The sequence below is a fragment of the Bradyrhizobium ontarionense genome, assembly GCF_021088345.1.
Taxonomy (GTDB): Bacteria; Pseudomonadota; Alphaproteobacteria; order Rhizobiales; family Xanthobacteraceae; genus Bradyrhizobium; species Bradyrhizobium ontarionense.
This window is the reverse complement of the sequence record NZ_CP088156.1, coordinates 2,601,556-2,626,566: the sequence shown is the minus strand read 5'-3', so window position 1 is coordinate 2,626,566 and position 25,011 is coordinate 2,601,556. Positions and strand designations below refer to the sequence as shown.

The window sequence follows — 25,011 nt, the reverse complement described above, 5'->3', positions numbered from 1 at the left end:
GGGCATGACGACGACCCAATTGGCAGTCCTCCCGCCGCGAAAGTGCGGGGCATGATATAGATCGGGACGGTTTTCACAGTTCCGCCGAAGCCGATGACTTCTCCCGCCGTATCCCGCCCGCCTGGTCCGCGCCGAATCTTCATGCTGGGCGCGACCGGGACGATCGGTCGCGCCACCGTCCGCTCGCTGCTGGCGCGCGGACACGAGATGGTCTGCTTCGTTCGTCCGGGCGCGCGCGATCGGGATGCGAGTGCGACCGACGGCCGCGCGACGCTGCTTGCGGGTGCCGTCGTCAGGGTAGGCGACGTCACCGACCCTGCGTCGCTGGCGCGAGACGGCTTTCGCGGCGAGCGGTTCGACGCCGTCGTGTCCTGCATGGCGTCCCGGACCGGCGTGCCCAGGGATGCCCGGGCGATCGACTATCAGGCTCATGTGAACGTGCTGGACGTGGCACGCAACGCAGGCGTGACGCAGTTCGTGCTGCTGTCCGCCATCTGCGTGCAGAAGCCGCTTTTGGCCTTTCAGAAGGCCAAGCTCGCGTTCGAGGCGCGGCTGATCGCGGCAGGCCTGACCTATTCGATCGTCCGCCCCACGGCGTTCTTCAAGTCGCTGTCCGGGCAGGTTGAGCGCGTGCGGCAGGGCCGGCCTTATCTCGTGTTCGGCGACGGCCGCCTGACGGCGTGCAAGCCGATCAGCGACGACGATCTCGGTGCCTATCTGGCCGGCTGCCTCGATGACGAGAGCCGCTGGAACCTGGTGCTGCCGATCGGCGGTCCCGGCCCGGCGATCACGCCGATCGAGCAGGCGGAGCACCTGTTCGCGCTGCTCGGACGCAAGCCGAAATTCCGGCACGTCCCTGTGGCGCTGCTCGATATCATCATCGGCGGCCTCGATGTTGCCAAGCGGATCGTGCCATCGCTCGCCGACAAGGCGGAGCTCGCCCGCATCGGCCGCTACTACGCGACCGAATCCATGCTGGTGCTCGACCCCGCCACCGGCCGCTACGACGCCGACGCCACGCCGTCGACCGGATCGGAGACGCTGTTCGACTACTACGCCGAGCTGATCCGCGGCGACGTCGTGGCCGAGCGCGGTGATCATGCGGTGTTCTGAGCCCACATCTCTCCTCATCATGGCCGGGCTTGACGAGCATCCCAACCGAGCACTTGCCTGACACTCCCCGTCATTGCGAGGAGCGCCAGCGACGACGCAATCCAGAGTCGCTTGCGCGGCTCTGGATTGCGTCGCTTCGCTCGCAATGACGGTGGTGAGACATGTGTTCGCCACCTCGCGGCGCGTTGTCGCGTCCGAGCTTTGCCGATCGACTGCCCTCTCCTGGAAGAGGGCACGGGGAATGCCGGGCGCTGGCCGCACCCATGGCCCGCCTGCGGAAAAAAATGCAGGCGGCAGGAACCACAGGTTCAGCCGAGGACACCCGGCATTCCCCGCGCAATGGCTTTAACGGCTGCTTCGCGTTCTCCCCGGTGCGCCGGGCTTTTGGCCACCGTTGCCCGCGCGACGCGTGAGCGCCACCGCAAGCGTGATACCAGCATCGGGGTATCAGGACCACGCGACTTGACCGTGCGCATCGATGCCGTTCGTCGGCGCAGGGATCCCCCACGCTGCAGCACCAACACGCCCACCGCATCCCGCCTCAACGTTCGTGACGACCGCGAAGCGCCCCTCTTATCGAGACGGGACGGCGCTAGACAATCATGATTTCTGATAAAAAGAAAGAAAAATATTTCTGAGAGAGGGCCGGACAGGGGTGATCTGCTTGAGTTGGTTTACGAAATGAGTTTTTTTCCGCAAGTCGTTTTGACAGCGATCAACCTGCGGTCGGCGGGCTGACGTGTGGGAATCGCGCATTCGCGCAGGTGATTTGGTGCCGGTGATTTGCCCGTCGGGTCGGGAGGAAGAGGGAAGTCTGAAGCAGAGCTTTGGGCTATGATTGCTGGGGGAGGAAACAGATGAAATTCGTATCTCTTTCGAATGCTTTGATGTTTGCTTTGCTCATTGTTGGTGCCGCTATTCTGTCCTTTGGCTATGCCAGACTAGGGATAACCTTTTGCACGGCAGGTACGGTGCTAACGGCCGTCAATTTCTATCGGCTTCGGTGCCGGAACAAGCTGATCTACGGTTTGTTCGAAATGGCCACGGCAATGGCGTTCTTTTATTTTCTTGCTCTGGGGCTGTACGAAAAGCCTTATGAGCCAATGAGGGTTGAGCTGATTGTCGGTCGTGCGCTAACATTTTTCGCGGCTATCTATTTCATGGTCCGAGCTCTCGACAATATCGGACAGGGTCTGCGCGGCGATCGTGCTACTCGTTGGAAGCTGTTCTTTGAAGGAAAATCAACGAGAGGGTCATCGTAATTGGCATCTCACCGAACGCGGATGCCTTCGAGCGATTGGCCGACGATGTTGAAAATTCAACCTTCTAACAAGTGTCCTATCACGGCAGGCTCGGCGGACTACACTTCGACAATCCGGCGCTACGGACTACGTCGATACCGGCCGTTTGGCGCCAATGGGCGTGAAGTAGCGGAGGTAATCATTTGCCTCCCGATGAGTATCGGCGCTGTGGCGGCTTGTGGAAGTATCCTTTCCCGTCAACCTGTGCGAGAATCTCAAGCACTGTTTTCTCGTTTGGCTTAGGTGCGGAGGGGGCGAGTGAGCGAAGAACACAAACACAAAACAGTTCTGGAGGCTGCCCTCGCCGACTTCAAGAGAAGCGCGGAAATTACTCGGGATGTCCGGTTTCAAGCGAATCTTCGATTGTCGGGACGGCAACGAGCGTCTTCTTACATCGTATCTCTTCTGTCTCTATATGTGATCAGCCTTTCCTTGATACCAAATATCGTTGAACTCAAGCCCTTTCAGAGCCAGATACTTCTCGGCTGCTCGATAGTTCTTTCAGTCTTTGTGATCTTTACGAGCTTGATCGATGGAGCGCAGAATTTTTTCCATCAGGGCGAGTTACTTCATCAATGCGCTCGGAAGATTGCAGTTGTTCACCATGCGTTAAAAGCAATCGATGTTTCGCAGGACCCTGCAGCGGCGAAGGCCGAGCTTGAGGTGCTTCAAAAGAACTACCAAGCTGCGTTAGACGAATGTCCCATCAATCACGAAAACGTAGATTTTTATAAGGAGGTCGCCAGTAAGCCACATCTATTTCCTCAGCAGTACAGTTCAATTTTCCCAAAAGCGGTCATCTCTGTCGGTTATAGGATTCTCTATTGGGCGTTGGGGAAACTCTGGATGGCGCCGCATATCACTGCCTTCTTAGTGATTTCTCTCGTTGTGTACTTCTCGATATTTACCGATCCACATCCCCTTGGTAAATGACAAACGGAACAGGCCGATAGGAAGTAGCGCGTAGGGCGGATTAGCGCAGCGTAATCCGCCGTCTCGGCAACGGTGACGGTATATGGCGCAGTTCGCCGGCTGAGTGATGGTCCTGACCCGGTCGATACATTTGATGAGGTGTGGGTCTTCCAACAGGGGCCAGCCATGTCGAGCGTGGCGGATTACGCTGCGCTAATCCGCCCTACGGACTGAATTGCTCCGCGCGCTCAGCGGCATCGTCATCCACCTCAGCCTCCAATCTTACACGGCACCCTCAAAAACCCCCGAAACCGCACCCGGCCGCCGCGCACCGGCTCGCCGTCGAGCTGGTAGTTCGGAAACCGCTTCAGGAAGCGCGAGATCGCGACCGCGCCCTCCAGCCGCGCCAGCGCCATGCCGGCGCATTGGTGCGCGCCGGTGCCGAAGGCGAGGTGGCGGTTGGGGAGGCGGGTGATGTCGAAGCGCTCGGGATCGTCGAACTGGGCGGGATCGCGGTTGGCGGCGCCGATGCACAACGTGACCGATGTCCCCGCGTCGAGCCTGAGGCCGCCGAGCTCGACGGGCTCGGTCGTCATGCGGTTGCCGAGCTGGTTCGAGCTCTCGTAGCGCAGGATCTCCTCGACCGCGGTGCGGATCAGGCCGGGGGCTTCGATCAGCTTCTGGCGCTCGGCGGGATGCTGGCAAAGCAAGACGAGCCCGTTGCCGATCAGGTTGGTGGTGGTCTCGTGGCCGGCGTTGAGCAGGAAGATGCAATTGTGCAGCAGCTCCGCCTCGGTCAGCCGCTCGCCATTGGTCTCACCTTGGATCAGCCGGGTCAGCACGTCGCGCTCGGCATTGCCGGGTTTGGCGCGCCGGCGGGTGACGAGATCCTCGAGATAGACGAGAAAATCCTGGACGGCCTGGTTGCCGCGCGCGAGCTGCGCCGGCGACAGCACCGGCTCCAGCGCTCCGAGGATGGCGAGCGACCAGTCGCGCAGCGGCCCGCGCTCGTCATGCGGCACGCCGAGCAGGTTGCCGATCACCTCGATCGGGATCGCGGATGCGAAATCCTCGATCAGCTCGAAATTGTCCTTCGACTCGATCCGGTCGAGCAGCCCCTCGACCAGCGCGATCAAGGCATGCTCCATCTCGGCGATGGCCCGCGGCGACAGCGCGCCCATGATCAGGCGCCTGACACGCGTGTGCGCCGGAGGATCGTTGAAGACGAGGCTGGTCGTGTGATGCTCATAGAGCAGCGAGGCGCCATATTTGGGGGCGAACTCGCGCTTCTTGTCCGATGAGAACGTCTTGGTCGCCTTGTAGGCGGTGACGAGATCGTCGTAGCGGGTGAGAAAATAGGAGCCGTTGCGTAGGCGCTTGACCGGCGCATGCCGGCGCAGCGCGCGATAGGTCGGATAGGGATCGGCGTAGAATTCCGGCGTCAGGCTCTCGAGATCGAAATGGGCGGCGAGCGCGGCGTCGTCGGTCATCGATGGTCCTCCCGGCCGAATTCTTGGTCGATTCTTGGTCTTGTCGGTCCGACCGTTGCACGGCCTGCGGCAGAAGAAAACGCGCGGACCGGGACTGCCGCTTAGGCGCGAGGAAGACCTGCCGCACAATCGCCCGTTTTCGGCGGTACTGAATTGCCTCTGATGCTCCCGCTTGCCATCTCGCGATTCCAATGGCTTAGCCGGTGAGCGCCGCTGCGCTGCGGCGTATTTCTTGACATGGATCAAGTGAGTATTTACTCACGAGCGATGTCCACTTTGCGCATGACCAGCGATCTCAGGCGGCAATTGATCCTCGGTGCAGCCAAGCGTTGCTTCGCGCGCCACGGCTATGCCGGGACCACGACCAAGAGCGTGGCGGCGGCGGCGGCGATCTCGGAAGCGCTGCTGTTCAAGCACTTCCAATCGAAAGCTGCGCTCTATGCGGAGATCCTGGCGGACGAGTGCGAGACCGATCCCGACTTCGAGCTTCTTCTTGGCCAGGAACCGTCGACGGCCACGCTGGTCAAGATGATGGCCGGCATGGTCAGGCATTTTCTCGGCATTGCCGACGGCCCCAATGACGAGGAAGAGCAGCGGCTGCGGCTGATGGTCACGAGCCAGCTCGACGATGGCGAATTCGCCCGGCTCTTGTATACGAAGATCGATGATCTGATCGGCGCCAAGTTCGTTGACTCCCTGGACAAAGCCGTTGCGTCCGGCGATGCCGTGCTATCAGCGGCCGCGCCGCGCGATCTGTTCTGGTTCGCGCATCACACCGTGTTGATGGCCGCGCTGACGCGGCTTCCATCGACCCCGTGTCTGCCTTATGGAACCGGAGCGAGCCTGGAGCGCCAGCTCAGTGAATTCATTCTGCGCGGCATCGGCCTGACCGACGCCGCGATTGCGTGCTATCTCGACCACGAATTGTCGCAACCTCCGGCCCGGCCGGCGACGGCAGAAAGTGCATGACATGAACATTGCGACGGAACCCAAGCTCTCCGGAAAGCCGATCGACGACAAGCCCCGCAAGCGCACCCGCCCGGTGCTGTGGTTCATCATCGTCGGCGGTCTGCTGGCGGCGCTGGTCGGCGGTCTAGTGTGGTTCAACATGTTCCGCGACAAGATGATCGCGCAGTTCTTCGCCAACAACAAGCCGCCGCCGATCAGCGTCAGCGCCGCCACGGCGACGTCGGAGACGGTGCCGAACCTGCTCACGGCCGTCGGCGATCTCGCCGCCGTGCATCAGGTCAACGTCACCTCTGACGTCTCGGGCCGCATCACCGAGATCATGTTCCAGCCGGGCACCACCGTGAAGCAGGGCGCACCGCTGGTGCAGCTCTACGATGCGCCGGATCAGGGCGACCTCGCCAACTACAAGGCGCAGGTGACCGTGGCGCAGCTGTCGCTCGACCGCGCCAAGCAGCTCGCCTCGCGCCAGTTCGGGCCGCAGGCGACCGTCGACCAGGCCCAGGCCGCGTACGACCAGGCGCAGGCCGGCATCGCCAAGACCGAGGCCCTCATCGCGCAGAAGCTGGTGCGTGCGCCGTTCGACGGCGATCTCGGCGTCCGCAAGGTCGAGGTCGGCCAGTATCTCAGCGCCGGTACGCAGATCGTGTCGCTGACCGACCTCTCCGAGCTGTGGGTCAATTTCACGGTGACCGAGAAGGACAGCGCTCAGCTGAAGGTCGGCCAGACCGTCCGCGTCGGGGTCGACGCCTATCCGGGCAGGACGTTCGAAGGCAAGATCACGACGATCGAGCCGCAGCTCGCGACCGATACGCGCAACATCCGCGTACAGGCGACGATCGCCAATCCCGAGCGCATCCTGAAGCCGGGCATGTTTGCGACCACGACCGTGGTGCTGCCGGAGAAGCCGCCGGTCCTCACCGTATCGGAAACCGCGGTCGACTACACGCTCTATGGCGACTCGGTGTTCGTGATCAACGAGAAGAAGGCCGACGACGGCAAGACGACGCTGACGGCCGATCGCATCTATGTGCAGACCGGCGACCGGATCAACGGCCGTGCGGTGATCTTGAAGGGCCTGAAGGAGGGCGACCGCGTGGTTGCCGTCGGTCAGCTCAAGATCCAGTCCGGTGCCGCGGTCTCGATCTCGACCGATCCGCCGCCGCCGATCCCGGCCAAGCCGCCGCGCTATTGATCGAGCGCCTGATCCAACGCTGGGCCGTCGATGAACGGCGGTCCGCTCGGACTTCATCTGCCTCCTGCTGACGGGATTGCCGCGATGCGTTTCACCGATATCTTCATCAAGCGCCCGGTGCTGTCGGTCGTGGTCAGCCTGCTCATTCTGCTGTTGGGCCTGCGCGCCGCGTTCGTGCTTCCGATCCGGCAGTATCCAAAGCTGTCGAACACGGTCGTGAACGTCACGACCGTCTATCCCGGTGCTTCGGCCGACCTGATGCAGGGCTTCATCACCACGCCGCTCGAGCAGGCGGTGGCGTCGGCCGAAGGCGTCGACTACATCACCTCGTCCTCGGTGCAGGGCACCAGCACGATCCAGGTCTACATCAAGCTCAACTTCGATCCGAACCAGGCGCTCACCGAGGTGCTCGCCAAGGTGAACTCGGTCCGTTACCTGATCCCGAAGGAGTCCAACGACCCGATCGTGACCAAGACCACCGGCCAGACCACGTCGGTGATGTATATCGGCTTCTCCAGCGAGGAGCTGTCGGGCTCGGCGATATCGGACTATCTGACGCGCGTGGTGCAGCCGGTGCTGTCGACGGTCGACGGCGTCGCCGCCGCCAACATCCTCGGCGGCCAGACCTTCGCGATGCGGCTCTGGCTCAATCCGGAGAAGATGGCGGGCCGCAACGTGTCGCCCGCCGATGTCGCAGCCGCCATCGCCGCCAACAACTTCCAGTCCGCCGCCGGACAATCCAAGGGCTACTTCATCGTCTCCAACATCTCGACCAATACCGGCCTGACCGACGTCAACCAGTTCAAGCGGATGATCGTCAAGGCCAAGGATGGCGGTTTCATCCGCATGGAGGACATCGCGACGGTGGAGTTGGCGGCGCAGAGCACCGACGCCAGCGTTACCTTCAGCGGCGAGCGTGCGATCTTCATCGGTGTCGATGCGACGCCGCAGGGCAATCCGCTCAACATCGTCAGGGGCGTGCGTGCGCTGTTCCCCGACCTCGAGCGCAACCTGCCGCCCTCGATGAAGATGAAGGTGGCCTACGATTCCACCAAGTTCATCCAATCCTCGATCGACGAGGTCGAGCATACGCTGGGCGAAGCCGTCCTCATCGTCATCGTCGTGATCTTCCTGTTCCTGGCGTCGCTGCGCTCGGTCATCATCCCCGTGGTCACCATCCCGCTGTCGCTGGTCGGCGTCTGCACGATGATGCTGGCGTTCGGTTTCAGCATCAACCTGCTGACCCTGCTCGCGATGGTGCTGGCGATCGGCCTCGTGGTCGACGACGCCATCGTGGTGGTGGAGAACATCCACCGCCATCTGGAGGAGGGCAAGGCGCCGGTGCAGGCCGCGCTGCAGGGCGCCCGCGAGATCGTAGGCCCTGTCGTCTCCATGACGATCACGCTGGCGGCGGTGTATGCCCCGATCGGCTTCCTCGGCGGCCTCACCGGCTCGCTGTTCCGCGAATTCGCCTTCACGCTCGCCGGCTCCGTCATCGTCTCCGGTGTCATCGCATTGACGCTGTCGCCGATGATGTGCTCGGTGCTGCTGCGCAGCGCCGAGGAGGGCCGCTTCGCGCGCGTGGTCAACCGCGTATTCGGCGCCATGACGCGCTGGTACGGCCGCCAGCTCGACCGCTCGCTCGACTACCGTCCGGTCACCGGGCTGTTCGCCGTCACGATCCTCGGCCTGGTCGGCTTCCTCTACATGCACACCGCCAAGGAACTGGCGCCGGAGGAGGATCAGGGCATCGTGTTCTCGGTGACCAAGGCGCCGAAATACGCCAACATCGACTACGTCAACTTCTACGGCGACAAGCTCAACAAGGCGTTCCAGAAGTTTCCCGAGACCGATCTGACCTTCGTGTTGAACGGCATCAACGGGCCGCAGGGCGGCATTGCCGGCAATCTGCTCAAGCCTTGGGACGAGCGCACGCGCTCCTCGATCAAGCTGAAGCCGCTGGTGCAGGCGGAGCTGTCGAAGATCGAGGGCGTCCAGGCTTTCGCCTTCAACCTGCCGGCGCTGCCTGGCGGTCCTGGCGGCCTTCCGGTGCAGATGGTGATCAGCTCCACCAACGGCTTCCAGGCGGTCTATGAGCAGATGGCGAAGCTGAAGGATTCCGCGCGCAAGAGCGGCATGTTCATCGTCTCCGACAGCGACCTCGAGTTCAACCAGCCGGTGGTGCGGGTCTGGATCAACCGCAGCAAGGCCAGCGATCTCGGCATCACGATGCAGGCCGTCGGCAATACGCTCGCCGTGCTGCTCGGCGGCAACTACATCAACCGCTTCAATCTGGAGGGCCGCTCCTATCAGGTGATCCCGCAGGTGCCGCGCGACAAGCGGTTGTCGCCGGAAGCGCTGTCGGGCTATTATGTCGCCACCGCAGCCGGCCAGCAGGTGCCGCTGTCGACCGTCGTCAGCGTCGAGACCGGGACCGATCCGAACTCGCTGACGCATTTCAACCAGCTCAACTCGGCGACGTTCTCCGCCGTGCCGATGCCGGGCGTCACCGTCGGGCAGGCCGTCGACTTCCTCGAAAAGCAAGCCAAGAACCTGCCGTCCGGCTTCAGTCACGACTATCTGGCCGACGCCCGCCAATACGTCCAGGAGGGCAATCAGCTCGCCATCACCTTTGGTTTCGCGCTGATCATCATCTTCCTGGTGCTGGCGGCGCAGTTCGAGAGCCTGCGCGATCCCCTGGTCATCATGATCAGCGTGCCCATGGCGATCGTCGGTGCGATGATTCCGCTGTTCTTCGGCGTGGCGACCATGAACATCTACACCCAGGTCGGTCTCTTGACCCTGGTCGGGCTGATCACCAAGCACGGCATCCTGATGGTGGAGTTCGCCAACGAGCTTCAGTTGAAGGAAGGGCTCGACCGCCGCTCCGCGATCGAGATGTCGGCGCGTATCCGTCTGCGTCCGATCCTGATGACCACGGCGGCGATGGTCACCGGCCTGATCCCGCTCTTGACCGCGAGCGGCGCCGGCGCGGCCAGCCGCTTCTCGATCGGCCTCGTCGTCGTCTCCGGCATGTCGATCGGCACACTGTTCACCTTGTTCGTGCTGCCGGCGGTCTACACCGTCATCGCCACCAATCACCAGGCCGCCGCCCAGTCGCAGCGCGCCAGGGAGATCGCGCAGTTCGATGCCGAGCCGGAGCACGCGCTGAAGGCGAGCTGAGCGGTTGCTGTGACACCCTGAGATCAACGGCGGCTGCATTGGCAGCCGCCGTTTTGTTTTGGTCGGTCCGTCCAGGTCCTCAACTGTCGTCCCGGGCCAGCGCAGCCGCGCGTAGCGCGGCGGAGCGCCGACCCGGGACCCATAATAACCACCGGCGGCTGTGGGTACGAAAGGTCTAACCGCGCGCCTGCCACAAACCACGTCCTGTGGTTATGGGTCCCGGCGTTCGCCGGGACGACAGCGGAGTGTGTTGGTCCAGCGACGGACTACGGCGCGAGCATCGGGGTCAGCAAAGCGGCTTCTTGAAGACCAGATGATCGAGCAGGATCAGGACTGCTCCGATGCCGATGATGATGACAGTCGTAAAGGCATACTGCAGCGACCGACAGAAATGCGTGCGGTAGGCGCTGGAGTATTCCTCCGCCGTCGCGCGACGCAGAGAGAACCAGCCGCGCCATGCCGGTGCTTCGCTTGCCATCAGGATGCGTTCCCGGAAGGCCATCGCCAAGATGATGGCGCCTGCTCCCATGTCGACGATCGTCAACAATTGCAGGAGATCCGCAGCCATCCGAGCGAGCAGCATCATCACGAGACCTCCTGCACGGGACGGCTCACTTCTCCTGCTGCGGATCGAGCGCGTCGCGCAGGCCGTCGCCGACGAGATTGAGCGACAGCACCACCAGGAAGATCGCGAGCCCCGGCCAGACCGCCATCCACGGCGCGTTGGTGAGGAAGCGCTGCGCGGCGTTGAGCATGCTGCCCCAGGACGGGTACGGCGGCTGCTGTCCGAGGCCCAGGAAGGAGAGCGCGGCTTCGGCGATGATCGCGGCGGCGACCGACAGCGTTGCCTGCACCAGCAGCACCGGCATGATGTTCGGCAGGATATGTTTGACCGCGATCTTCCAATCGGAGTCGCCGACGCTGCGCGCGGCCTCGACATATTCCTCGACCTTGACGCTCATCACCTCGCCGCGGGTCAGCCGCACGAAGATCGGCGTCGCCGTGATGCCGATCGCGATCATGGCGTTGCCGAGGCTCGGCCCCAAGAACGCCGCCAGCGCAATCGCGAGGATCAGGAACGGGCAGGCCAGCATCGCATCGGTGATGCGGCTGATCAGGGCATCGACGAAGCCGCCGCGGTAGCCTGAGAGCATGCCGATGGGAACGCCGATCGACAGCGCGATGACGACCGAGATCGCGCCGGCCATCAGCGAGGCGCGCGCGCCATAGATGACGCGGGCGAGCACGTCGCGGCCGAGATCGTCGGTGCCGAACCAGTGCGTGGCCGTAGGCGCCTTGCGGACCAGCGACCAGCTCGTGGCCACGGGATCGTAGGGCGCGACCAGCGGGGCAAAGGCCGCGAGCACGATGAAGATCAGGATGAGGCCGATCCCGATCATCGCGCCCTTGCGCTTGACGACGCGGCGCAGTGCCCGCTGCGCCGGGCGCTCGAGCGGGGCGAGGCCGTGTGAGACCGATGGGGCTGTCAGGATGGTTTCGGCCATGTCAGCTCCTCAGGCGCGGATTGACGAGGACATAGGCGATGTCGGCGATCAGGTTCAGCGTGATGTAGACGGTGGCGGTCACCAGCACGACGCCCTGCACCACGGCATAGTCGCGGTTGAAGACGGCGTCGACGATCAGCTTGCCGAAGCCGGGAATGGAGAAGATCTGCTCCGTCAGAACTGCGCCGGAGAGCAGCGTGCCGAGCTCGAGCGCGCCGAGCGTGATCACCGGCGTCAGCGCGTTGCGCAGGGCATGGTGGAGAATGACCTGGCGTTCGGAGATGCCCTTGGCGCGCGCTGTGCGGATGTAGTCGCTGTGCAGCACCTGCAGCATCGCGCTCCTGGTGTGACGCATCAGGATCGCTGATATGGCGTTGCCCAGCACGAAGGCCGGCATGATGGTCGCCGCCAGGCTGGCCCGCCAATCCTCCGTCAGCGGCACATAGCCGGAGGCGGGCAGCCAGCCGAGCTTGATCGAGAACAGGAAGATCAGCATGATGCCGAGCCAGAAATTCGGCGTCGAGATGCCCCACAGCGCGAACAGATTGGCGCCGTAGTCCCAGGCCGTGCCCTGCTTCACCGCCGAGATGATGCCGGCGGGGATGCCGATCAGGAAGGCGATCACGATCGCCATCAGGCCGAGCTGCAAGGTCACGGGCAGCTTCTGCACGATGAGGTCGCGCACCGGCACCTTCACGCGCAGCGACTCGCCGAAATCGCCGGTGAGGACGCCCTTGGCCCAATAGACGTATTGGACCGGGATCGGCTGATCGAGCCGGTACTGCTTGCGGATCTGCTCGATCACGGCCGGGTCGCGCTCCTCGCCCGCCATGACGAGCGCCGGGTCGCCGGGCAGCAATTGCTGCAGCGAGAAGATCAGGATCGACACGAAGAACAGCGTCGGGACGATCTGCGCGAGGCGGTTGGCGAGGAAGGTCAGCATGATGAACGCTTCATCTCGGAGGCTGTTTCCAGATCGTCATGGCCGGGCTTGACCCGGCCATCCACGTCTTTGCAGTCCGTGGAAAGAAAGCCGTGGATGCCCGGGTCAAGCCCGGGCATGACGAGCAAACAAATGGCAACGGTCTTCGCCAACTCCATGTTCACTTCAGCTTCAGTCCGATCACGCGCACGAGGCCGTCGGGCAGCTGCTTGTAGCCTTCGAGCTTCTTGGTGTGGGCGAACAGCAGCTTGCGGTGAAAGAGATAGATGATCGGCTCATCGTTCAGCACGATCCTGGTCAGCTTCTCATAGAGCGCGCCGCGCTGTGCTGGATCGGCGACAGCGCGGGCGTCTTCCATGACCTTGTCGGCCTCGGGATTGGAATAGCCGCCGTCGTTCTGCGGCGCGCCGCTGTGCAGGAACACATAGGAATTGCCGTCGGGATCGATGCGGCCGCTCCAGTTGATCTGGAAGATCTGGAATTCACCGGCCTGCGCCTGCTTGAAGGTGGTGGCGAATTCGACGACGCGAATCTTGATGTCGAAGCCGGCCTCGGCCGCCATCGACTGCACGACCTGGGCGATCGCCTCATATTCCGCACCCTTGGGGATCATGTAGTCGACGCTGATGGGTGTGGCGACGCCGGCCTCCTTCAGCAGCGCCTTCGCCTTGGCGACGTCGCGCTGGCGGACGGGAAAGGCCTTCTGATAATAGGGGTGCAACGGCGGCACCCACTGGTTGCCGGCGGTGAACTCGCCGTTGAACACGACCTGGTTCAGCGCCTCGCGATCGATCGACAGGTCGAGCGCCTGGCGCACCTTGTCCGACTGGCTGAGCGGGCCCTTGGCCTTGTCTCTGCCGACGTTGATGGTGAGGCCGAGATAGCCGAGCTCCGGCGCGGTGGCGAGCACGAGGTTCTTGTCGTCGCGCACATCCTTGATGTCGGTGGCGAGCACACGGTCGACGAGGTCGAGACCGCCGGATTTCAGGTTGGCGAGCCGCACCGTGGCATCGACGATCGGCTGGTAGACGATCTTGTCGATGAAGACATTGTCCTTATTCCAGTAGTCGGCGAACTTCTCGAACACCATGCGGTCCTGCTGCACGCGCTCGACGAACTTGTAGGGACCGGCGCAGACCGGATGCAGGCCGAACTTGTCGCCTTCCTCCTTCACCGCCTTGGGCGACATCATCATGCCCGAGCGGTCGGTAAGCTGGGACAGCAGCGGCGCGAACGGTGTCTTCAGCACCAGCCTGATCGTCAGGGGATCGACGACCTCGACATGATCGACGCTGGCGAGTTCCGATTTTCGGAACGAGCCGGGCATGTTCATGTGACGCTCGATCGAGAATTTCGCGGCTTCGGCGTCGAGCGGTTCGCCATCGTGGAACTTGACGCCCGGGCGCAGTTTGATCGTCATCGCCTTGCCGTCGGCCGAGGTCTCATGCGACAGCGCGAGCTGCGGCACGACGTTCAGCTTCTCGTCGATGTCGAACAGCTTGTCGCAGAAGGCCGAGAAGACGATGCGGCCGACATAGGTCCGTCCCAGCGAGGGATCGAGCATGTCAGGGTCTTCGGCCAGCCCGACGCGCAGCGTCGTCTGCGCGTGAGCGGCCGCGCCGAACGAGACCGTGAAAGCGGCCGCAATTAGGGCCGATCGCCAATTCCTCATCATATGATATCCCTCATGCGAATGCGGCCTTCGTCTGTCGCCTGCGCGATTGCACTGCGCCTTTGAACTGCGTTGTTGCACTATCCATACCAACCCCGAGCTCATGCAGTCCTTCCGCGTGGCTCAGTCTGCTGCGGCTGCGACGATCGTCATGACGGGTGCAGATGTCGTGTCGAAAAAGGCGGCGATGCGTTGCCTCAAGCGTGGGCATTCGAATTGCGAACGGTCGCATGCGGCCGGTCATGTCTGGTTCGCGAGTGCTGCAGCGATGCCGGCATCGATGGTGGCGCGATCGGTGATCCCTGCGGGATTGTCGCGCGTCGGCATGAACTGCCGGAACACGGCCCAATGCCGGCGGCTCACGTTCTCCAGTCGTTCGAGCTCAGCCAGCGGATCGGCGTGGTCGTCGACGCGCAGGTCGAGCTCGGCCCATTCCTCGCTGCCGTGGATCAGCAACGCCGCCGACTGCTTGCCGCGCTTGTCGCCGCCGGCGGCTTCGCCCGCCTTCAGTGCCGCGATCAGGCGCTGGGCGAAGGGCAGGTGGCCGCTGGCCAGATAGGCCTTGGCCGTCTCGTCCAGCACCTGCGCGCCGGCCAGCATGTTGCCGGCGATCGAGAAGCCGTCACCTTGGAGATGGCCGCACCAGTCGATGCAGTCGCGGCCGGTGTGGGCCGCGATCTGGCCGTCGCGATCGAGGATGTGGAGCTGGCGGCTCTCGCGGCCGGGATCGGCGGCCGTGAGGTGCTCCACAATCTCCAGCGGATGCCGGCCGTCGCGCAGCAGCGTCGCGCCGTCGATGCCGTAATAGGGATTGACCAGCGCCTGGGTCGCGATGCCGCCACGACCCGCGACGATGAACGGCACGCGGGCGCCGACCGCGAAGAAGCGCGTGGCGACGGCGATGCCGATCTGGCCGGTCAAGTCGTCCTTGGCAATGATCGACCAGGTCATCGGCGTCTCGCTGTCATCGTCCGGCGGCGTAGCCCTGCATGCCCCTGGGATTGGCCGCGGCGCGGCGGCGGCGTCCGACGCGCGAGGCGGCCGTCAGTCGGCCCTCCGACCAGTCGGGCCCGACCTCGACGATGTGGCCGCGGCGGCGCAGCTCCTCGATCGTGGCCTTCGGCACGCGGTTCTCGACCACGAGCACGCCGGGGCGCGCGGTGCGCGGCCAGAACGAGATCGGGAAATGCTCGGAGTGCCAAGCCGGGGCGTCGATCGATTCCTGCAGGTTCATGCCGGCATGGACGTGGCGCAGGAAGAACTGCGTGTTCCACTGGTCCTGCTGGTCGCCGCCGGGCGAGCCCCAGGCCACGTAGGGCTCGCCGTCGCGCAGCGCCATGGTCGGCGACAGCGTCGTGCGCGGCCGCTTGCCCGGCACCAGAGCAGCCGGATGATTCTCCTCCAGCCAGAACATCTGCGCGCGAGTCCCCAAGCAGAAGCCGAGCTCGGGGATGACCGGGGAGGACTGCAGCCAGCCGCCGGACGGCGTGGCCGAGATCATGTTGCCCTGGGAATCGATGATGTCGAAATGCACGGTGTCGCCGCGCACTTCGCCGAAGCGGCCGACGGTCGGTTCGCCTGAGCCCATCGCGCCCACGGCCTCACGGTTCCCTTCGGCCTGACGCAGCTTCACGGCAGCGCCGTAACCCTCGACCGTGCCGGGCCGCAGCTCGAGCGAGGCCTTGTCGGAGATCAGCTTGCGCCGTTCGTCGTTGTAGGCATCGGACAGCAGCCTCTCGATCGGGATGTCGGCGAAAGCGGGATCGCCGTAGAACGCCTCGCGGTCGGCAAACGCAAGCTTGGCGGCTTCGATCTGCCAATGGATGAAGTCGGGGCCGGTGGGGTCGAGGCCGTCGAGCGCAAAGCCCTTGAGCAGCGCCAGCTGCTGCAGCAGCACCGGGCCCTGGCTCCAGACGCCGGCCTTGCACACGGTGTAGCGGCCGTAGTCGTAAGTGAGCGGCGCCTCGATGGTCGGCTGCCAGCGCGCCATGTCGTCGGCGGTGAGCACGCCCTTGTGGCGCGAGCCCGAGACGTCCATGACCTCCTGGGTCCGGCAGAAGCGGTCGATGGCCTCGGCAACAAAACCCTGCGACCAGGCCTTGCGCGCGCGCTCGATCTGGGCGTCGCGATCACCGCCGGCGCTCTCGCCTTCGCTCAGGATGCGCGCGTAGGTCTCTGCGAGCTGTGGATTGGTGAACAGCGTGCCCGGCCTCGGCACCTCGCCATTGGGCAGATAGAGCGCGGCCGAGGTCGGCCAATGCGTCTTGAACAGCTGCTCGACGGTCTGGATCGTCGCGGAGACACGCTCGACCAGCGGATAGCCGTCGCGTGCATAGCCGATGGCCGGCTCCAGCACGTCGCGCAGCCGCATCGTGCCGTAGTCGCGCAGCAGCAGCATCCAGGACTCGAAGGTGCCGGGCACGCAGGCGGCGAGCAGGCCGGTGCCGGGCACCATGTCCAGCCCTTCGCGCTTGTAGTGCGCGATCGTGGCGCCTGATGGCGCCGGGCCCTGGCCGCAGATCACCTCGGTGCGTCCGCGCTTGACGTCGTGCAGGATGATCGGCACGTCGCCGCCGGGGCCGTTCAGATGCGGCTCCACGACCTGAAGCGTGAAGGCCGCCGCGACGCCGGCGTCGAAGGCGTTGCCGCCGCGCTCCAGCATCGCCATGCCCACCGCAGTGGCGATCCAGTGTGTGGAGGTGACGACACCGAAGGTGCCCTCGATCTCGGGGCGGGTGGTGAAGGGATCGGGGTTGACGAAGCTCATGGTGCCTTCTTCCTATCCTACACGTTCACCGTCATTGCGAGCGAAGCGAAGCAATCCAGAGCCGTGGACGACGCCCTGGATTGCTTCGTCGCTTCGCTCCTCGCAATGACGACCCGATTTCGTTTCGTCTCGTCGCTCAACGCAGCTCATGCCGGCACAACGGCCGCAGCCGGCTGGTTGACCGCGTGGCAGGCCACACCGCCGATGAGTTCGGGCGCCTGCTGCCGGCACAGGTCGAACGCCAGCGGACAGCGCGGATTGAACGTGCAACCGGGAGGCGGATTGATCGGGTTCGGGATCTCGCCCTTGACCGGAATGCGCTGGCGGCCGGACATCGACAGGTCCGGCACCGCGCCCAGCAGCATCTTGGTGTAGGGCATGCGCGGATCGTTGAAGAGGGTGCGGCCATCGGCGATCTCGACGATGCGGCCGAGATACATCACACCGATGCGGCTCGCCATGTGGCGCACGACCGCGAGATTGTGGCTGATGAACAGGTAGGTCAGGCCGAACTTGTCCTGCAGGTCGCGCATCAGATTGAGGATCTGCGCCTGCACGGAGACGTCGAGCGCCGAGGTCGGCTCGTCGCAGACGATGAACTCAGCTTCCGAGGCGAGCGCGCGCGCGATGGCGATGCGCTGGCGCTGGCCGCCGGAGAATTCGTGCGGAAACTTCTGGCCGTCATCCGGATGCAGGCCGACCAGCGTCAGCAGCTCGCCGACGCGGTCCTTGATCTGGCGCTCGCCCTCGATCACGTTGAAGGCGCGGATCGGCTCGGCGATGATGGTGTCGACGCGAAAGCGTGGATTGAGGCTCGCGTAGGGATCCTGGAACACCATCTGGATGCGGCGTCTTAGCGTGCGCCGCACCTGGGCCTGGCGGGCATCGCTCATCGACACGCCGTCAATGATCACCTCGCCCGATGTCGGTGGCAGCAGTCCGACCACCATGCGCGCGACCGTGGTCTTGCCCGAGCCGGATTCGCCGACCAGCGCGAAGGTCTCGCCCTTCCTGATGCCGAAGCTGACGCCATCGACGGCTTTCAGGAATTCCTGCGGCGCGCGTTCCAGCACCCGATCGAGCCAGGGCTTGGAGACGTCAAACTCCCGGCGCAGATTCTTGACCTCGACGAAATCGGTCATGCCGCAGTCTCCGTCGCACGATCATAGAGATGACAGGCGACCGCCTGCGTGCCCTGCCGCAGCGGCTCCGGCCGGTCGATGCGGCAGCGGTCGAAGGCTGAGCTGCAACGCGGATTGAACGAGCAGCCCGGCGGGATCGCCGACAGCCGCGGCATCGAGCCCGGGATCTGCACCAGGCGCTTCTCCTCGCCTGCCAAAGTGGGGATCGCGCCCATCAGGCCCTTGGCGTAGGGATGCAGCGGATTCCTGATCACCTCCTGCACCGGGCCGATCTCGGCGACGCGGCCGGCATACATCACGGCGACGCGGTCGCAGGTCTCGGCGATGACGCCCATGTCGTGGGTCACCAGCATCACGGCGGTGCCGTGATCGCGGCCGAGCCGCTTGATCAGCGAGATGATCTGCGCCTGCACGGAGACGTCGAGCGCGGTGGTCGGCTCGTCGGCGATGATCAGCTCGGGCTCGGCGCACAGCGCGAGCGCGATCACGACGCGCTGGCGCATGCCGCCGGAGAATTGGTGCGGATAACCGTCGATGCGTTTCTCCGGCGCTGAGATGCCGACCTCGGCGAGCAGGTCGATGGCACGCTTGCGCGCCTGCTGCTCGGTGAGGTTGGTGTGTGTCCTGATCGTCTCGATGATCTGGTCGCCGACGCGATACAGCGGATTGAGCGAGGTCAGCGGATCCTGGAAGATCATGCCGATGCGCTTGCCGCGGACCTGGCGCATCTCCTCGGGCGGCAGATTGTCGACGCGCAGGCCGGAGAGCAGGATCTCGCCGCCGGAGATGCGGCCGGGAGGATCGATCAGGCCGATCACGGCGAGGCCGGTGACGGACTTGCCGGCGCCGGATTCGCCGACCACGCCGAGTACCTCGCCCTTGGCGATGTCGAACGAGACGCCATCGATCGCGCGCAAGGTCCCGCGCCGGCTCGCGAACTCGACCTGCAGATTGCGCACGGACAGAACGGGGGCGGTCATGAGGTCCGGGCCTTCATACGCATGAACGGGGATCATCGCAGTTTCGGGTTGAGGGCGTCGCGCAGCCAGTCGCCGAGCAGGTTGATGGAGAGGATCAGTCCGGCCAGCGCGATCCCTGGGAAGGCGACGATCCACCATTCGCCGGCGAACAGATAGTTGTTGCCGATCCGGATCAGCGTCCCGAGCGACGGCATCGTCTCCGGCATGCCGGAGCCGAGGAACGACAAGGTCGCCTCGGTGATGATCGCGAGCGCGAGATTGATGGTCGCGATGACCAGCACCGGACCAGTGGTGTTGGGCAGCACGTGACGCAGCATGATGACGGGGGCGGGCAGGCCGATGAGCTGGGCGGCGGCGACGTAGTCCTTGTTCTTCTCGACCAGCACCGAGCTTCGCACGGTGCGCGCATACTGCACCCAGAAGGAGAGGCCGATGGCCAGCACCAGGACGATCAGCATGCTCAGCCAGTCCAGATGATTGCCGGACACCGATTTGGCGATGCCGTTGACGAGAAGCGCGATCAGGATCGGCGGGAAGGTGAGCTGCACGTCGGCGATGCGCATGATCACGGTGTCGACGCGGCCGCCGAAATAGCCCGCGATCAGTCCGAGCCCGATGCCGAGCGCGCCGGAGAAGACGACGCCGAGAATGCCGACCACGAGCGAGATGCGCAAACCGTAGAGGATGGCCGACAGCACGTCGCGGCCCTGCTCGTCGGTGCCGAGCAGGAACGGGCTCTGGCCCTCGGCCGACCACAGCGGCGGGATCCGCGAATTCAGCAGCTGCAGCTGGGCGGGATCGAACGGGTTCTGCGGCGACAGCAGCGGCGCGAAGATCGCCAGCAGGAAGAACAGCAGCGTGATCGCGGCCGCGATCACTGTGAGCTTCGAGCGGCGGAACGAGTAGAACAGGTCGCTGGCGAGCGCGCGCTTCAGCCAGCCGTCGGCGGCCGCGCGGGGCGCATCGGCGGGGGTCGGATGGGGGAGGGCGGCGTCACTCATGATCAGGCCGCCCGGCTGAGGGTCGTGCGCAGGCGCGGATCGACCACGGTGTAGAGGATATCAACCACGAGATTGATGGTGACGAAGATCAGCGAGACCATGATGAGGTAGGCCGCCATGATCGGGATGTCGACGTTCTGCACCGCCTGCACGAACAACAGGCCCATGCCCGGCCACTGGAACACGGTCTCGGTGATGATGGAGAAGGCGATCACCGAGCCGAACTGCAGGCCGACCACGGTGATGACCGGAACCAGCGTGTTGCGCAGCGCATGCCCGAAGTGAATGGCGCGCGTGGTCAGCCCGCGGGCGCGGGCGAAACGGATGTAGTCGGTGCGTAGCACCTCAAGCATCTCGGCGCGGACCAGCCGCATGATCAAGGTCATCTGGAACAGGCCGAGCGTGATCGACGGCATGATCAGCGCCTTCCAGCCGGACGCCGTAAACAGTCCTGATGTCCACCAGCCGAGCCGGACGGTGTCGCCGCGGCCGAACGACGGCAGCCAGCCCAACGTGACCGAGAACAGGTAGATCAGAAGGATGCCGATCAGAAAGGTCGGCAGCGAGATGCCGATCAGCGACACCATCTGGAACAGCTTCGCCATCAGGGAGTCGCGACGCAGCGCCGAGAACACGCCCATGATGATGCCGAAGAACAGCGCAAGAATCGTCGCGCAGACCGCGAGCTCCAGGGTGGCCGGCATCCGCTCCTTGAGGAGGTCGGAGACCGGCTGCCGGAACTGATACGACACACCGAACTTGAACTGCGCCGCGTTGAACAGATAGCGGCCGAATTGCACGATGAACGGATCGTCGAGGCCCAGCGATTGGCGGATGCTGGCGCGTTCCGCTGCCGAGGCATCGATGGCGACCAGCTGATTCACCGGATCGCCAGCGAAACGGAACATGGCGAACGAGATGATGCCCACGGCGATCATGACGCCGATGGCCTGGATCGCTCGACGAAGCGTGAAGGCGAGCATCTTGTCCTTTCAGGTCCTTCGGGATGCGAGGGCGCGTAGCACCTGAAGCATCAAATGAAAAGTCCCGAAAAGCAGTTCTGCTTTCCGGGACTTGACGTCGGGCGGACTACTCGGTCTTGGTGGCCAGGAACAGCAGCACGGCGTTGTCGGCGCGCAGCGGGATCTTCACCTTTTTCGAGACACCCCAGGCCACCGCCTGCTGGTGCAGCGGGATGTAGCCGTAGTCCTTGATGCCGATCTCGTACGCCTGCTTGATCAGCTGGTCGCGCTTGGCCGTATCGGTCTCGACCAGGACCTTGTCGGTCAGCGCATCGAACTCCTTGTTGCAGTAGTTGCCGAGATTGGCCTCGCCGCGGGTGGCGTCCTTGGCGTCGTCACGGCAGCCCATGATGTCGTGCATCACGTTGTGGGAGTCCATCGACGACGGTGTCCAACCGAGCAGGAAGAACGAGGTGTTGTAGCCGCCCGGCTTGAGGACCTTGGCGAAGTACTGCGCCTTGGGCTGCGCGTTCAGGTTCACCTTGACGCCGATGCGGGCGAGCATGCCGACCACGGCCTGGCAGATCGCGGCGTCGTTGACGTAGCGATCGTTCGGGCAGTCCATCGTCACTTCGAAGCCGTCGGGATAGCCCGCCTCGGTCAGCAGCTTCTTGGCGGCGTCGGGGTCGTATTTCGGCCGGGTGAAGTCCTTCGACAGCGCATAGAGCTGCGGCGCCACCATCAGGGCCGACGGTGTCGACAGGCCACGCATGACGCGGGTCTTGATCAGCTCGATGTCGATGGCCTTGTAGAAGGCCTCGCGGACGCGAATGTCCTTGAACGGGTTCTTGCCCTTGATGTTGGAGTACAGCAGCTCGTCGCGGGTCTCGTCCATGCCGAGGAAGATCGTGCGCAGCTCGGGTCCCTTGAGCACCTGGGCGTTCGGGCTCGAATCGACGCGGCCGATGTCCTGCACCGGCACCGGCTCGATGATGTCGACCTCTCCCGACAACAGCGCCGCGACGCGCGTGGCGTCGGAGGAGATGGTGGTGAACACGATCTCCTTGAGGTTGTGTTCCGGCTTTCCCCACCAGGTCGGGTTGACCTTGAACACGGTCTTCACGCCGGGCTGATGGCTCTCGATGATGAAGGGACCGGTGCCGTTCTCATGCAGCGCCGCGTAGCTCGGTGTAGTTGCCGAGACCGGCGTCGGCGCGATCGAGTTGTTGTCCTCACACCACTTCTTGCTCATGATGTACCACGTATCCCACTGCGAAATCAGGATGGGATTGGGCGCATCGAGCTTCACGTCGACGGTGTAGTCGTCGACCTTGACGAACTTCGCGTCGGGCGGAACGTTGGACAGGAAATTGGAGCCGGTGGCGCGGACGCGGTCGGCGGAGAAGATCACGTCGTCCGCGGTGAAGGGTTCGCCATTGTGGAACTTGACGCCCTTGCGCAGGTGGAAGCGCCAGCGGGTCGGCTCGGGTGTTTCCCAGCTTTCGGCCAGAGCTGGAATGATCTTCAGATCCTTGTCGCGCGCGGTCAGCCCCTCATAGATGTGCGCGTGATGGGCGATCGTCGTCGATTCCTTGAAGGTATAGGGATCGAGCGATTTCAGGGTGCCCTGGTTGGCATAGCGCAGGCTCTGAGCCGAGGCCGGCAGCGCCGCGAGGCCAACGAATGCGATGGCCGCCGCGATGAGCAGGGATTTGCGTCCCGACATATGTTCAAATTCTCCGCGTTTGACGCTTGTTTTCTCGGCAGGCGCGATTGTGTCCGGCCTGCCTTGCTTCGAAGTTCGTGATGCCTGCAGCGCCTCTTGCACGAACTTCAAGGAGCAACAAGACGCTGGCGATGTGCTTGCAAGTCTGATGCCGCGCCGGAATGACTGATTCCGATGCTGTCGCCTGGCGGTGCGCCGTCGGACCCGCGGCACGTCGATCCCGTCATGTTGCCAGAGTTCGACGGCGGCACACAAGCCCGGTTTGTTGAAGCCTAAATGATATGGTTAGCCCGACAACCGAGGTGCAGCGCACGCGGCGCTCGAATTGTGGATTTCGCGTCTCCAGCAGCGCTATTTGCCATGTCCCGGGAATTGCGCACCTGCAGCAACGCGCCGCTTGCTAGAGGGGGGGCGGCGCGGTGATACTGTGATGCTCTCCACTCGCTCCGGGATGGGTCCTCTTGGTCATGGGGCCCGGCTGGAGGCGGCGTGGGGATGGTTCGAACAGCGCGGAGCGGACATGAAAGTCAATATTGAGATCGATTGCACACCGCTCGAGGCGCGGCAGTTCTTCGGACTTCCCGACCTCGGTCCGATGCAGGCCGCCGTGATGGACAGGCTGCAGCAGCAGATGACGAGCAACATCGACAAGCTGACGCCCGAAGCCATCATGCAGAGCTGGTTCACCTTTGATCCCCGGCTGGCCGAGCGGTTCCAGGACATGATGCTGACCATGACCGGACTGGGCGGCAGTCGCTCCAACGACAAAAAATCGGCCTGACCAGGCCAACCCGCCTGCGGCGCTGCTGCATCGCTGCACGACATCGGAGGCGGGAGGCCGAGCCGGTCATCAGCTGGGCGTGAGCCTTCTGGCGCAGGTCTTCTTCTACGCCGAAGTCGTCTGCACCATGATGGGCACGCGCGCCAACGACCGGTCAGGACAGGCCGGCGGGCAAGAGCCTCGGGGAGGAACGATGAACGCTTCGGCTTCCTGGATGCCGCCGCTGCAATTTGCGGTGATCAACGGCATTCGCATGGGCTACTACGAGGCCGGTCCCGCGACCGACCATCCGCCCATCATTCTCTGTCACGGCTGGCCCGAACTGGCCTTTTCCTGGCGGCACCAGATCAAGGCGCTGGCGGCCGCCGGCATCCGCGTGATCGCGCCGGACCAGCGCGGCTATGGCGCCACCGACCGGCCGGAGCCGGTGGAGGCCTACGACCTCGAACATCTGACGGCCGACCTCGTCGGTCTGCTCGACCACCTGAAGATCGACAAGGCGATCTTCGTCGGCCACGACTGGGGTGGCTTCGTCGTCTGGCAGATGCCGCTGCGTCACCTGTCGCGGGTCGCCGGCGTGGTCGGCATCAACACGCCGCATTTGCCGCGCGCACCCGCCGATCCGATCGAGATCATGCGCAAGCGCTTCGGCGACATGATGTACATCGTCCAGTTCCAGGATCCGGGACGTGAGCCGGACCGCATCTTCGCCGCCCGCGTCGAGCAGACCTTCGACGCCTTCATGCGCAAGCCGCTGCCGCGCACCGATGCGCCGCCTGCGGAGCCGCCTGCCGGCGGGATCGGCGCGTCCCGATCGCTCAACCTGGCGTTCCCGCAGATGATCGCGGCCTATGAGTCCGCCAACGACACCCGTCGGCCGATTCTGTCGGATGAGGAGAAGCGGGTGTTCGTCGACACGTTCACGCGGACCGGCTTCACCGGCGGCATCAACTGGTATCGCAACATGACCCGCAACTGGCAGCGCTCGGAAGGCTTGGATCATACCGTGCGCGTGCCGTCGCTGATGATCATGGCCGAGAACGATGCCGTGCTGCCGCCCTCGGCCGCGGACGGCATGGAAAAGCTGATCCCGGATCTGGAGAAGTATCTCGTCCGCGACAGCGGCCACTGGACCCAGCAGGAGCAGCCCGAGGAGGTCAGCGCCAAGCTGATCGAATGGCGGCGGAGAAGGTTCGGGTAGAGAAGGCGGCGGCTCGGTGGAAAAACGGTTGCGGCAGATCGTACGCCGGGCGAGAGGCAACGGCCGAGCCGAACAACAGGTGTCGTCCCGGACAAGCCTGCTGACGCGAAGCGTCGGCTGGCGCAGATCCGGGATCCATAGTCACCGAATGCTGTGAGGCGCGTGGAACGT

The 25,011-nt window shown here is 64.2% G+C and carries 21 protein-coding genes; 8 read left to right on the top strand and 13 right to left on the bottom strand.

The features are described 5' to 3' along the window. The first annotated feature begins 141 nt into the window (after positions 1-141). The 3 genes from LQG66_RS11890 to LQG66_RS11880 all read left to right on the top strand — a co-directional run bounded on the left by LQG66_RS11890 (position 142) and on the right by LQG66_RS11880 (position 3,347). Entirely contained in the window at positions 142-1,113 is a 972-nt protein-coding gene (locus tag LQG66_RS11890) for an NAD(P)H-binding protein (RefSeq protein ID WP_231326407.1), read from the top strand. Between the two features lie 857 nt (positions 1,114-1,970). Next, positions 1,971-2,375, top strand: coding sequence for a hypothetical protein (locus LQG66_RS11885; RefSeq protein WP_231326406.1), 405 nt, complete (start codon positions 1,971-1,973; stop codon positions 2,373-2,375). 297 nt (positions 2,376-2,672) lie between these two features. Then, positions 2,673-3,347 (top strand): SLATT domain-containing protein, encoded by a 675-nt coding sequence (locus LQG66_RS11880; RefSeq protein WP_231326405.1) that lies wholly within the window; start codon positions 2,673-2,675, stop codon positions 3,345-3,347. Between the two features lie 248 nt (positions 3,348-3,595). Here LQG66_RS11880 and LQG66_RS11875 read toward each other — a convergent pair whose 3' ends face one another. Next, the gene (locus LQG66_RS11875; RefSeq protein WP_231326404.1) at positions 3,596-4,816 is read right to left on the bottom strand and encodes a cytochrome P450; all 1,221 of its coding nucleotides are present in this window, start codon (positions 4,814-4,816) and stop codon (positions 3,596-3,598) included. Between the two features lie 282 nt (positions 4,817-5,098). Here LQG66_RS11875 and LQG66_RS11870 point away from each other — a divergent pair, with 282 nt between their 5' ends. The 3 genes from LQG66_RS11870 to LQG66_RS11860 all read left to right on the top strand — a co-directional run bounded on the left by LQG66_RS11870 (position 5,099) and on the right by LQG66_RS11860 (position 10,160). After that, complete coding sequence (locus LQG66_RS11870; protein ID WP_231326403.1) at positions 5,099-5,785, top strand: TetR/AcrR family transcriptional regulator; 687 nt, start codon at positions 5,099-5,101, stop codon at positions 5,783-5,785. A 1-nt stretch (position 5,786) separates the two neighbouring features. Then, positions 5,787-6,977: an efflux RND transporter periplasmic adaptor subunit gene (locus tag LQG66_RS11865; protein ID WP_231326402.1), complete on the top strand. Its 1,191-nt coding sequence runs from the start codon at positions 5,787-5,789 to the stop codon at positions 6,975-6,977. A gap of 84 nt (positions 6,978-7,061) precedes the next feature. Beyond that, the gene (locus tag LQG66_RS11860) at positions 7,062-10,160 is read left to right on the top strand and encodes a MexW/MexI family multidrug efflux RND transporter permease subunit (protein ID WP_231326401.1); all 3,099 of its coding nucleotides are present in this window, start codon (positions 7,062-7,064) and stop codon (positions 10,158-10,160) included. 286 nt (positions 10,161-10,446) lie between these two features. Here the strand turns inward: LQG66_RS11860 and LQG66_RS11855 are convergent, their stop codons facing one another. The 12 genes from LQG66_RS11855 to LQG66_RS11800 all read right to left on the bottom strand — a co-directional run bounded on the left by LQG66_RS11855 (position 10,447) and on the right by LQG66_RS11800 (position 22,858). Continuing rightward, positions 10,447-10,746, bottom strand: a complete 300-nt coding sequence (locus LQG66_RS11855) for a hypothetical protein (protein ID WP_231326400.1) — start codon at positions 10,744-10,746, stop codon at positions 10,447-10,449. Positions 10,747-10,771: 25 nt separating this feature from the next. Then, complete coding sequence (locus tag LQG66_RS11850; RefSeq protein ID WP_231326399.1) at positions 10,772-11,665, bottom strand: ABC transporter permease; 894 nt, start codon at positions 11,663-11,665, stop codon at positions 10,772-10,774. A 1-nt stretch (position 11,666) separates the two neighbouring features. Further along, positions 11,667-12,608, bottom strand: coding sequence for an ABC transporter permease (locus LQG66_RS11845; RefSeq protein ID WP_231326398.1), 942 nt, complete (start codon positions 12,606-12,608; stop codon positions 11,667-11,669). Next, positions 12,602-12,766, bottom strand: coding sequence for a hypothetical protein (locus tag LQG66_RS11840; RefSeq protein WP_231326397.1), 165 nt, complete (start codon positions 12,764-12,766; stop codon positions 12,602-12,604). Before LQG66_RS11840 ends, LQG66_RS11845 begins: the two co-directional genes overlap by 7 nt. Before the next feature lie 2 nt (positions 12,767-12,768). Then, positions 12,769-14,280 carry an ABC transporter substrate-binding protein gene (locus tag LQG66_RS11835; protein ID WP_231326396.1) on the bottom strand — a complete coding sequence of 504 codons (1,512 nt, stop codon included), beginning with the start codon at positions 14,278-14,280 and terminating at the stop codon, positions 12,769-12,771. Between the two features lie 240 nt (positions 14,281-14,520). Beyond that, complete coding sequence (locus LQG66_RS11830; RefSeq protein ID WP_231326395.1) at positions 14,521-15,231, bottom strand: DUF1028 domain-containing protein; 711 nt, start codon at positions 15,229-15,231, stop codon at positions 14,521-14,523. 13 nt (positions 15,232-15,244) lie between these two features. After that, complete coding sequence (locus LQG66_RS11825; RefSeq protein WP_231326394.1) at positions 15,245-17,047, bottom strand: gamma-glutamyltransferase family protein; 1,803 nt, start codon at positions 17,045-17,047, stop codon at positions 15,245-15,247. 146 nt (positions 17,048-17,193) lie between these two features. Beyond that, positions 17,194-18,189, bottom strand: a complete 996-nt coding sequence (locus tag LQG66_RS11820) for an ABC transporter ATP-binding protein (RefSeq protein ID WP_231326393.1) — start codon at positions 18,187-18,189, stop codon at positions 17,194-17,196. Further along, on the bottom strand, positions 18,186-19,169 hold the full coding sequence (locus tag LQG66_RS11815) for an ABC transporter ATP-binding protein (protein ID WP_231326392.1): 984 nt from the start codon (positions 19,167-19,169) through the stop codon (positions 18,186-18,188). The genes LQG66_RS11820 and LQG66_RS11815 overlap by 4 nt, the downstream gene beginning before the upstream one ends. Before the next feature lie 32 nt (positions 19,170-19,201). Continuing rightward, a complete protein-coding gene (locus LQG66_RS11810) occupies positions 19,202-20,170 on the bottom strand; it encodes an ABC transporter permease (protein WP_231326391.1) in 969 nt (322 codons plus the stop codon). Between the two features lie 2 nt (positions 20,171-20,172). Beyond that, positions 20,173-21,153 carry an ABC transporter permease gene (locus LQG66_RS11805; protein ID WP_231326390.1) on the bottom strand — a complete coding sequence of 327 codons (981 nt, stop codon included), beginning with the start codon at positions 21,151-21,153 and terminating at the stop codon, positions 20,173-20,175. Positions 21,154-21,259: 106 nt separating this feature from the next. Continuing rightward, positions 21,260-22,858: an ABC transporter substrate-binding protein gene (locus tag LQG66_RS11800; RefSeq protein ID WP_231326389.1), complete on the bottom strand. Its 1,599-nt coding sequence runs from the start codon at positions 22,856-22,858 to the stop codon at positions 21,260-21,262. Between the two features lie 520 nt (positions 22,859-23,378). Between LQG66_RS11800 and LQG66_RS11795 the strand changes: the two genes are divergently transcribed. Together LQG66_RS11795 and LQG66_RS11790 are read left to right on the top strand one after the other, a co-directional pair. Further along, complete coding sequence (locus tag LQG66_RS11795) at positions 23,379-23,639, top strand: DUF6489 family protein (protein ID WP_231327756.1); 261 nt, start codon at positions 23,379-23,381, stop codon at positions 23,637-23,639. A gap of 193 nt (positions 23,640-23,832) precedes the next feature. Then, positions 23,833-24,840, top strand: coding sequence for an alpha/beta fold hydrolase (locus LQG66_RS11790; RefSeq protein ID WP_231326388.1), 1,008 nt, complete (start codon positions 23,833-23,835; stop codon positions 24,838-24,840). Positions 24,841-25,011: the final 171 nt, after the last annotated feature.

Bases quoted from the DNA above. Each gene is read 5' to 3' on its own strand.
- LQG66_RS11890 (WP_231326407.1), top strand. From the start codon at position 142: ATGCTGGGCGCGACCGGGACGATCGGTCGCGCCACCGTCCGCTCGCTG.
- LQG66_RS11885 (WP_231326406.1), top strand. From the start codon at position 1,971: ATGAAATTCGTATCTCTTTCGAATGCTTTGATGTTTGCTTTGCTCATT.
- LQG66_RS11875 (WP_231326404.1), bottom strand. From the start codon at position 4,816: ATGACCGACGACGCCGCGCTCGCCGCCCATTTCGATCTCGAGAGCCTG.
- LQG66_RS11870 (WP_231326403.1), top strand. From the start codon at position 5,099: ATGACCAGCGATCTCAGGCGGCAATTGATCCTCGGTGCAGCCAAGCGT.
- LQG66_RS11865 (WP_231326402.1), top strand. From the start codon at position 5,787: ATGAACATTGCGACGGAACCCAAGCTCTCCGGAAAGCCGATCGACGAC.
- LQG66_RS11860 (WP_231326401.1), top strand. From the start codon at position 7,062: ATGCGTTTCACCGATATCTTCATCAAGCGCCCGGTGCTGTCGGTCGTG.
- LQG66_RS11855 (WP_231326400.1), bottom strand. From the start codon at position 10,746: ATGATGCTGCTCGCTCGGATGGCTGCGGATCTCCTGCAATTGTTGACG.
- LQG66_RS11850 (WP_231326399.1), bottom strand. From the start codon at position 11,665: ATGGCCGAAACCATCCTGACAGCCCCATCGGTCTCACACGGCCTCGCC.
- LQG66_RS11845 (WP_231326398.1), bottom strand. From the start codon at position 12,608: ATGCTGACCTTCCTCGCCAACCGCCTCGCGCAGATCGTCCCGACGCTG.
- LQG66_RS11840 (WP_231326397.1), bottom strand. From the start codon at position 12,766: ATGGAGTTGGCGAAGACCGTTGCCATTTGTTTGCTCGTCATGCCCGGG.
- LQG66_RS11835 (WP_231326396.1), bottom strand. From the start codon at position 14,280: ATGAGGAATTGGCGATCGGCCCTAATTGCGGCCGCTTTCACGGTCTCG.
- LQG66_RS11830 (WP_231326395.1), bottom strand. From the start codon at position 15,231: ATGACCTGGTCGATCATTGCCAAGGACGACTTGACCGGCCAGATCGGC.
- LQG66_RS11825 (WP_231326394.1), bottom strand. From the start codon at position 17,047: ATGAGCTTCGTCAACCCCGATCCCTTCACCACCCGCCCCGAGATCGAG.
- LQG66_RS11820 (WP_231326393.1), bottom strand. From the start codon at position 18,189: ATGACCGATTTCGTCGAGGTCAAGAATCTGCGCCGGGAGTTTGACGTC.
- LQG66_RS11815 (WP_231326392.1), bottom strand. From the start codon at position 19,169: ATGACCGCCCCCGTTCTGTCCGTGCGCAATCTGCAGGTCGAGTTCGCG.
- LQG66_RS11810 (WP_231326391.1), bottom strand. From the start codon at position 20,170: ATGAGTGACGCCGCCCTCCCCCATCCGACCCCCGCCGATGCGCCCCGC.
- LQG66_RS11805 (WP_231326390.1), bottom strand. From the start codon at position 21,153: ATGCTCGCCTTCACGCTTCGTCGAGCGATCCAGGCCATCGGCGTCATG.
- LQG66_RS11800 (WP_231326389.1), bottom strand. From the start codon at position 22,858: ATGTCGGGACGCAAATCCCTGCTCATCGCGGCGGCCATCGCATTCGTT.
- LQG66_RS11795 (WP_231327756.1), top strand. From the start codon at position 23,379: ATGAAAGTCAATATTGAGATCGATTGCACACCGCTCGAGGCGCGGCAG.
- LQG66_RS11790 (WP_231326388.1), top strand. From the start codon at position 23,833: ATGAACGCTTCGGCTTCCTGGATGCCGCCGCTGCAATTTGCGGTGATC.